This is a genomic window from Anaerolineae bacterium (assembly GCA_014360855.1).
Classification (GTDB): Bacteria; Chloroflexota; Anaerolineae; order JACIWP01; family JACIWP01; genus JACIWP01.
Genome location: JACIWP010000145.1, coordinates 1 through 7,923, shown reverse-complemented (window position 1 = coordinate 7,923; position 7,923 = coordinate 1). Strand labels below are relative to the sequence as shown.

Sequence of the window (7,923 nt, the reverse complement as noted above, 5' to 3'; positions counted from 1 at the left end):
GAAGACGGTCTTGATGTAGTTCACGGTGTACCTCGCAGTTGGTTCAACAGGTCTTCTGCGGTAGCGCGCCACTGGGGATCTTGGCTTTTGGCAAGGAACGTCTCCAGGGCCTGGATGGCCTCTTCGTTCCTGCCCAACCCCTGATAGGTGTAGCCCAGCGCCAGGTACGCTTCGGCCAGCTCCGGGTTCAGCTCGCGGGCCTTCTCCAGCTCGGGCAGGGCCTCCTGAAAACGGTTCGTCTGGGCGTAGATACTGCCGAGGTTATAATGAAGTTCGGCATCGTTGGGTTGGAGGGTGATGGCTTTCTTCAACTGGGTGATGGCATCGTCCCATCTGCCCATATGGGCATAGGCGACGGCCAGGTTGGAAAGGGCGTCCGGGTTCTGGGGGTTGAGCCGCACCGCGGTCTCATATTCGGACGCGGCTTCGGCGAAGCGGCCCTGGTCGGCGAGGACATTGCCCAATATAAAGTGGGCTTCGGCGAGGTTGGGGTTCAGCTCGATGGCCTGGCGCAGGTTCTTTTCGGCGCCGGCCAGGTCGCCGGCCTGTTGGGCCTGCCGGCCGGACTCCAGGTAGGCGGCGGCATCGCCGGAGGCCGGCGTCGTGCCCGAGCAAGCGGACAGTACCGCGAGCAAGGCCATCAGGCCTACCAACAGGGGCACAATCGGCGGATGCTTGAGCAGTCGCATGAACGCCCTCCTGGTAATACGGCCGGCGAAGTATCGCGCCGGCTCAGTCCTGTCGGGGATTCAGCACCACGATCTGGGTTTCTTCCGGCAGGCTGGCCGGCGTGACCTTGAGCACGTCCAGCGGCTCGGGCATGGAGATGCCCACCTCTTTCAGGAAGACATCCAGGCCGGCGAGCGGCAGGGTGGTGAACTTCGTCTTGTAATGGATGGGCACCACGATGCGCGGCTCCAGCAAGCTGATGACCTCCGCCGCCTCCGCGGCCTTCAGGCACTGATGTCCTCCTACGGGCACCAGAAGGATGTCGATATGTCCCAGGGCTTCGATCTGTGCTTGGGTGGGCACGTGTCCCAGGTCTCCCAGGTGGCACACGCTCAGGCCGTTGAACTCGTAGAGGTACACGGTGTTGGGGCCGCGCTGGCTTCCCTGCTTTTTATCGTGGAAGGTGGCGATGCCGGTGATGAACACCCCTTTGATCTCGTACTCGCCCGGGCCGGCGATGATGAAGGGGTTCCCCTTACATGCCTTGGCGTAGGCATGATGGGGGTCATCATGGCTGATGGTGACGATATCGGCCTTCAGGCGCGGCAGTGTATAGCCTGTGGTCTCATCGTATGGATCGGTGATGATCGTGACGCCCGACTCGCGGATGCGACAGCAGGCGTGACCCAACCAGGTAATTTCCATGCAGTGTTCCCTTTACCTCGCGGATTTGCAGGGGGCATTATACCGCAATTTGCCGGCTTTGCCAACATGGGCCTGGCCGGCCGTTAATACGCCTGCCGGTCGGTGAAGATCTTCAGCACTGTGCGGATCAGTATCTTGATGTCCAGCATGAGCGACCAGTTCTCGATGTACCAGAGGTCGTACTTGGTACGCTCGGCAATGGAGGTGTCGCCGCGCAGGCCGTTGACCTGTGCCCAGCCGGTGATGCCGGCCTTCTCCCGGTGGCGGTCCATATAGCGTGGGATACTGCGGCGGAACTGCTCCACGTAGATGGGGCGCTCGGGCCGCGGCCCCACCAGGCTCATGTCGCCCAGCAGGACGTTAATGAGCTGGGGCAGTTCGTCAATGGAGAGCCGGCGGATGATGGCGCCCAGACGGGTGCGCCGCGGGTCATTCTCCCTGGTCCAGCCAGGGCCGTCCTTTTCTGCGTCCTGGCGCATGGAGCGGTATTTGATCATCCAGAAGGGTCGGGCGTCCAGCCCCATACGCTCCTGGTAATAGAAGACTGGGCCGGGTGAGTCCAGCTTGATCAGCAGGGCGGTCAACAGCATCATGGGAGAGAGGAAGATCAGCCCCAGCGCGCTGATGATGATGTCCATGGCGCGCTTCACGACCAGGCGCCAGCCGCGCATGGCCGGGTCGCGGATGGTGAGCAGGGGCAGGCCGTCCAAGGCGCCGATGGACAGCTCGGTGGCGATGATCTGGAAGACGTCGGGGAAGACGCGGATGCTGACTTTGCCAGCATCGCACAGGGAAAGGATATCAAGGATCTCGCGCCGGCTGGCCTCCGGCATGGCCACGATGACCTCGTCCACTGCCTGTTCATTGATGATGCGGGGGATATCCTCGATGCGTCCCAGCACCGGTGCGCCGAGGATGGCCTTGGGGGCGTTTTCCTCATGGGTCACGTATCCCACCACCCGGTAGCCCAGGGCCGGCGAATGGATGATTTTCTGCTGGATCATGCGCCCGACTTCGGTGGTGCCGATGATGAGGACCCGCGCCACGCCGATGCCGCGGGCACGCAGGGCGCGCACCAACTGCTGGTGGATGAGCCGGCCCAGCGAGATGAGCAGGCCGGCCAGCGCCCAGTCATACACCACCATCAGCCGCGGTGCATCAATCTGCTCCTTGTATAAAAGGGTGGTCAGTGCCACGGTCACCAGCACGCCGACGGTCACGGCTGACCACACCGCTGAGATCTCGTCCAGCCGGGAGCGGGCGCGCGGGCGCTGATACAGGCGGAACATGAGGAAGACCGCCAGCATGACCACTACCTGCAGGGCAAGCATCCCGCCGTAGTCGGACAGCGGGGCGACGTTCTGGTGCTCCGTGAGGAGGCGCAGTCGGTAGGCCAGCAGGAAGGCGATCATATTCATGACCACGTCCAGCAGGAGCATGGTCATGGTGAAGATGATTTCGGCGCGTGTTGTTCTGGCTCGCGAGGGTGTGTCCATCAGCTCACCTCCGCTGTGGTACCCCGGCGCAACTGTTGCATCAGCCAGAAGCGGCCCACATTCAGGGCGCCGGCCAGGTAAATGCCGGCGATGATAAGGGCAGAGAGCCAGAAGGGCGTGTCTTTGGCGTAGTGCTTGCGGAAGAACAGGTACATGGCGCGGTAGAACTCGACCTGGGCTTTCAGGCTGTGCCGGCTGGAGGCCCGCTTATAATGCAGGACGCTGACGTCGGCGTTGTAATACACCTTCCAGCCGGCCTGCTTCATGCGGAAGGCCCAATCCAGGTCCTCGCCGTACATGAAGAAGTCCTCGTCCAGGAGGCCCACTTGCTGGAGCGCCTCGCGCCGCACCATCATAAAGGCCCCGACCACGGAATCCACCTCGGTGGTGAGATCGGGGTCCAGGCAGGTGAGGTTGTAGCGGCCGAAGCGGGGACTGCGCGGGAACAGCCGCGAGAGGCCGGTCAGGCGGTAGAAGGAGATGGCCGGCGTGGGGAAACTGCGCCGGCAGGCCAGGTCCAGGCTCCCGTCGGCCAGCAGAAGGCGGGGGCCGGCGGCGCCGGCGTCCGGGTGCGCGTCCATGAAGGCCAGCATCTCCGCCAGCGCGGAGGGCGGCAGTACGGTATCCGGGTTCAGCAGGAGGTAGTAGCGCGCCGCGGCCTGGCGGAGGCCCAGGTTATTGGCATAGGCGTAACCGCCGTTGTACGGGCTTTCGATGAGCGTTACCTGCGGGAACTCGCGGCGCACCATCTCGGCACTGCCGTCCGTGGAGCAGTTGTCCACCACGCAGACGTCGAACGAAAACTGCCCCCGGCTTTCATAGATAGACGCCAGGCAGTGCCGCAGGAGATCGCGCGTGTTGTAATTCACTATGACGATATACAGGTCCAGCAGTCGCTCTTGGTCCATGCCGGACATTGTACATACCGGGGCGGTCCGGGTCAATTTTCCCCTCGCGTCTTGCAGGGCCAATGGGTGTTCATTCCCCCGCCGGCTGGCCGGCGGCCCCTGAAGCATACCAGATTGGCCAGGCTTTGCAAACACCCTGCCGGCACAAATGCGCTGTTCCATTGACGGCCGGCTCGCGCTGTGTTAGAATAGCCCGGCGAAAGAAACGCTGATGGGGTATGGGTGATGAAAACCGACAGCAGTGGCCGGCGGATCCTGCTGATAGAGGATGAGCGCAAGATCGCGGATTTCATCCGCCGCGGGCTGGCTCTGGAGGGATATCAGGTGCAGGTGGCCTATGACGGCGAGAGCGGCCTGGACGCGGCGGTGGAGCAGAGGCCGGATCTCATCATCCTGGACATCATGCTGCCGGCGATAGATGGGATCGAGGTCTGCAAAGCCCTGCGGGATGCCGGCTTCGACATGCCTATCCTGATGCTGACGGCGCGCGATGCGGTGCGTGACCGGGTGGCCGGCCTGGACGCCGGCGCTGATGATTACCTTGTCAAGCCTTTCGCCTTCGATGAGCTCCTGGCGCGCATCCGGGCGCTTCTGCGCCGGCGGGCGGCGGCGGAAGAGGAGGTCCTGCAGTTTGCCGACCTGACCCTGCGCCCTGCCACGCGCGAGGTGACGCGCGGCGGCCGGCCCATTGACCTCACTGCCAGGGAGTTTGACATACTGGAGACCTTCATGCGCCATCCCCGCCAGGTGCTGACCCGCGAGCAGTTGTACGAGCGCATCTGGGGCTATGATTTCAGCGGTGAGTCGAACATCATCGAGGTCTATATCCGCTATCTGCGCGCTAAGCTGGAGGCCAATGGGGAACCCCGACTGATCCATACAGTGCGCGGGGTCGGTTACGTGCTGAGGGAGGCGTGAATGCGCCGGCCGGGAGGAAAGGGATGTCCATCCGTGCCCGCTTGACCCTCTGGTACACCGGCATCCTGGCGGCCATTCTCCTCCTGTTCAGCCTGGCGCTGTACTCCCTCCTCAGCCAGGTGTTGTACGAACAGGTGGATGATGCCATCCGCTCGCGCGCCGGCGAGATCGGCAGTTATATCCAGGCGCAAGCCGACCCTGTGCGTCTCCTCATCACCCGGCAGGTGCAGATCCCCCCGGTAGATGTGTTCTCCACCTCCAACACCTTTGTGCAAATTTTGGACCGGCAGGGGAATGTTGTCGCCCGTTCGGCGAACCTGGGGGATAACTATCTGCCCATCCGGCGCGAGAGCTTTGACCAGAACCTGGCCGGCAATGCGGTGCTCTATACCCTTTCCACCCCACAAGCGCGGCTCCGCATTTACAGCGCCCCGCTGGTGATCTTCGACCCTTTGGAGGGCGAGACGATTATCGGTGTGGTGCAGGTCGGCATGTCTCTGCATGATGTGGAGGCGACCCTGCTGACCGCGCGCTATGCCATTGGGCTGGGGGTGGCCTTCACCCTTTTGCTGGCCGCCGGCGTGGGCGCGTTCATGGCCCACGCGGCACTGCGCCCTATTGATCACATCACGCAGACCGCCTTGCAGATTTCACGCGCCGAGGATCTCTCCCGCCGCCTGCCGGCCGTGCGCACCCAGGACGAGCTGGCCCGCCTGACCGATACGTTTAACGAGATGCTGGGCCGGCTGGAGGAGCTGTTCCAACAGCAACAGCGGCTGGTGGCGGATGTATCGCATGAGCTTCGTACCCCGCTCACCACCCTGCGGGGGAACCTGGACCTGCTCCGCCGCGGGATGGAACGTTTGCCCCCCGAGGATCTCCAGGACATCCTGCAAACGATGGAGGGGGAAATCACCCGTATGTCCCGCCTGGTGGCCGATCTGCTCCTGCTGTCGCAGGCGGACGCCGGCGTGCAGATCAAGAAGGAGGTGGTGGAGCTGGACGCCGTCCTGCTGGATGTCTACCGTCAGGCCCTGCTCATGGCCGACGGGGTGCGGGTGGAGCTGGGGCACGAGGACCGGGCATTGGTGCTGGGGGACCGCGATCGCCTGCATCAATTATTGCTGAACCTGGTGGATAACGCGATCAAATATACGCCGGCCGGCGGCACCGTGCGGCTGTCGCTGTACCGCCGCGAGGATTGGGTGCAGGTGAGTGTGGCCGACACGGGAGTGGGCATCGCGAAAGAGGACCTCCCGCATATCTTCGAGCGCTTCTACCGCTCCGACCGCGCCCGTTCGCGCCAGACCGGCGGCACAGGACTGGGCCTGTCCATCGCCAAGTGGATCGCCGAGGCACACGGCGGCCACCTGACGGTGGAGAGCGAACTGGGAGTGGGGAGCACCTTTACCCTCTGGCTGAGGCCCTATGTGCCGCGCGCCGGCACAGCGGAGAGCCGGGCTACATGACACGTCAGCGTCCGCGCCTGGGCGCTCACATGTCGATCGCCGGCGGGGTGGATAAGGCCATCGAACGGGGCGCCGGCATCGGCTGTGAGGCGATCCAGATTTTCACCAAGAACACTAATCAATGGCGGGCGAAACCGCTGGATGCCGGCGAGATTCGGCGCTTTCAGGAGCTTCAGCGCCGGCACAACATTTTCCCTGTCGTGGGACATGCGGCGTACCTCATTAACCTGGCTTCCCCGGATGATGCCTTGTGGGAGCGGTCCCTGAGTGCTTTTGTGGTGGAGCTGGAACGGGCGGAACAGCTTGGTCTGCCGGGCCTGGTGATTCATCCCGGCGCGCATATGGGCGCCGGCGAGGAGGCCGGCCTGGCGCGCGTGGCGGAGGCGATCAACCGGGCATTACTGCAGGTGCCCGGCCGGGTAGGGGTTTGGCTGGAGACGACCGCCGGCCAGGGGACGGTGTTGGGCGGCTCCTTTTCCCAGCTCCGGGCGATTCTAGAGCGCGTGCATCAGCCGGAACGCATGGGCCTTTGTCTGGATACCGCCCATGTCGCCGCGGCCGGCTGGGATATCCGCACGCGCGCCGGCTATGAGGCCATGTGGGCGGAATGGGACGTCCTGCTGGGCATAGAGCGGGTGCGCATGTTTCACCTGAACGACCTGGCGCGGCCGGTCGGTTCTCGCGTAGATCGTCACGCCCATATCGGGCAGGGGGCGCTGGGGCTGGAGCCTTTCCGCATGTTGTTGAACGATCCCCGCTTTGCCGGCTTCCCCATGGTGCTGGAGACTCCCAAGGGCAAGGACCTGAAGGAGGATGTGGAGAACCTGCGCGTTCTGCGGAGCTTGTTCGAGTGATATGCGGAAAAAGAACGACGGCCCCCTGGGCTGTTGTGCGCAGGGGGCCGTCGTTGGTCCCTGATCAGGCGACGGGTTCGACGCGCTGAATCTCCGGCACTTTTTCCTTCAGCACGCGCTGGATGCCGAACGCCAGCGTCATCTGGGACATGGGACAGCCGGCGCAGGCGCCCTGCAGGCGCACCTGCACCACCCCGTCTTTGACATCCACCAGCTCGACATCGCCGCCGTCTCTCTGCAATGCCGGCCGGATCGTTTCCAGGACCTGCTGGACCTTTTCTTTCATCTGGGTATCTTTCTCGTCCACCACTTTGTTCCTCCTTATGGGAATCAAATCCATAACCCGGACCTCGGGCCATGACCACTGCTATGCCACGCCGCCGCGGGGGAGCGCCCCCGTCTGCGGGAATACCACCCGGTACCGGCAGGTGCGGGAGGGGGCATCTGGCTGTTCATTCTGCTCTTCCTCTACTGCCTGCACCAGGCCGCCGGTGAGCCGCTGTAGCAGCTTCATATCCACAAGGCACAGCTCCGGGTGCCGGCCGGCCAGCCAGCGGTACGGGCAGTTCTCCAGGCGAAATTCCACCACACTGCCGGCGTATTCCCAAACGGCCTGATAGCCCATATTATTCAAAAACATGGTGATTTGGTCAAGTTTTGCCTCGGACGAAATCCCCTCCAGCGGGGGGAAGGAATCCGCCCACGCGTCGGCGAGGCTGTCAAGGAAGGCGTTCAGCTCCGCCGGCGGCATGAGCTTTTTCAACTGTAGTAACAGCACATGGGCCAGGCGGGTGACGTTGGAGGGGAACATTTCGGCGCCGGCCGGCGTCAACACGTACATGAGGCGCGGTCTGCCGCGCCGGCCGGGCGAGGGCATGACCTCCGCCTGAATGAGGCCGTCGCG

9 protein-coding genes are annotated in these 7,923 nt (G+C 63.7%); 3 read left to right on the top strand and 6 right to left on the bottom strand.

All coding sequences use genetic code 11. The annotated features are described in order from the left end of the window. Window positions 1-20 precede the first annotated feature (20 nt). From H5T60_08985 to H5T60_08970, 4 genes are all read right to left on the bottom strand, one after another. Entirely contained in the window at window positions 21-689 is a 669-nt protein-coding gene (locus H5T60_08985; protein MBC7242565.1) for a tetratricopeptide repeat protein, read from the bottom strand. A 43-nt stretch (window positions 690-732) separates the two neighbouring features. After that, window positions 733-1,374, bottom strand: a complete 642-nt coding sequence (locus H5T60_08980) for an MBL fold metallo-hydrolase (protein ID MBC7242564.1) — start codon at window positions 1,372-1,374, stop codon at window positions 733-735. Between the two features lie 83 nt (window positions 1,375-1,457). Further along, entirely contained in the window at window positions 1,458-2,870 is a 1,413-nt protein-coding gene (locus H5T60_08975; GenBank protein ID MBC7242563.1) for an undecaprenyl-phosphate glucose phosphotransferase, read from the bottom strand. Further along, window positions 2,870-3,763 (bottom strand): glycosyltransferase family 2 protein, encoded by an 894-nt coding sequence (locus H5T60_08970; GenBank protein ID MBC7242562.1) that lies wholly within the window; start codon window positions 3,761-3,763, stop codon window positions 2,870-2,872. The genes H5T60_08975 and H5T60_08970 overlap by 1 nt, the downstream gene beginning before the upstream one ends. 240 nt (window positions 3,764-4,003) lie before the next feature. Here H5T60_08970 and H5T60_08965 point away from each other — a divergent pair, with 240 nt between their 5' ends. The 3 genes from H5T60_08965 to H5T60_08955 are packed head-to-tail and all read left to right on the top strand — an operon-like array spanning window position 4,004 to window position 7,019. Further along, window positions 4,004-4,696 carry a response regulator transcription factor gene (locus tag H5T60_08965; GenBank protein MBC7242561.1) on the top strand — a complete coding sequence of 231 codons (693 nt, stop codon included), beginning with the start codon at window positions 4,004-4,006 and terminating at the stop codon, window positions 4,694-4,696. Window positions 4,697-4,719: 23 nt separating this feature from the next. After that, complete coding sequence (locus H5T60_08960) at window positions 4,720-6,165, top strand: HAMP domain-containing protein (GenBank protein ID MBC7242560.1); 1,446 nt, start codon at window positions 4,720-4,722, stop codon at window positions 6,163-6,165. Beyond that, window positions 6,162-7,019: a deoxyribonuclease IV gene (locus tag H5T60_08955; protein ID MBC7242559.1), complete on the top strand. Its 858-nt coding sequence runs from the start codon at window positions 6,162-6,164 to the stop codon at window positions 7,017-7,019. The genes H5T60_08960 and H5T60_08955 overlap by 4 nt, the downstream gene beginning before the upstream one ends. 64 nt (window positions 7,020-7,083) lie before the next feature. Here the strand turns inward: H5T60_08955 and H5T60_08950 are convergent, their stop codons facing one another. Continuing rightward, window positions 7,084-7,305 (bottom strand): NifU family protein, encoded by a 222-nt coding sequence (locus H5T60_08950; GenBank protein MBC7242558.1) that lies wholly within the window; start codon window positions 7,303-7,305, stop codon window positions 7,084-7,086. A gap of 81 nt (window positions 7,306-7,386) precedes the next feature. After that, on the bottom strand, window positions 7,387-7,923 hold a 537-nt coding region (locus H5T60_08945), incomplete at its 5' end, for a hypothetical protein (GenBank protein ID MBC7242557.1).

Coding starts and splice junctions, on each gene's coding strand:
- H5T60_08985 (MBC7242565.1), bottom strand. CDS start 689: ATGCGACTGCTCAAGCATCCGCCGATTGTGCCCCTGTTGGTAGGCCTG.
- H5T60_08980 (MBC7242564.1), bottom strand. CDS start 1,374: ATGGAAATTACCTGGTTGGGTCACGCCTGCTGTCGCATCCGCGAGTCG.
- H5T60_08975 (MBC7242563.1), bottom strand. CDS start 2,870: ATGGACACACCCTCGCGAGCCAGAACAACACGCGCCGAAATCATCTTC.
- H5T60_08965 (MBC7242561.1), top strand. CDS start 4,004: ATGAAAACCGACAGCAGTGGCCGGCGGATCCTGCTGATAGAGGATGAG.
- H5T60_08960 (MBC7242560.1), top strand. CDS start 4,720: ATGTCCATCCGTGCCCGCTTGACCCTCTGGTACACCGGCATCCTGGCG.
- H5T60_08955 (MBC7242559.1), top strand. CDS start 6,162: ATGACACGTCAGCGTCCGCGCCTGGGCGCTCACATGTCGATCGCCGGC.
- H5T60_08950 (MBC7242558.1), bottom strand. CDS start 7,305: ATGAAAGAAAAGGTCCAGCAGGTCCTGGAAACGATCCGGCCGGCATTG.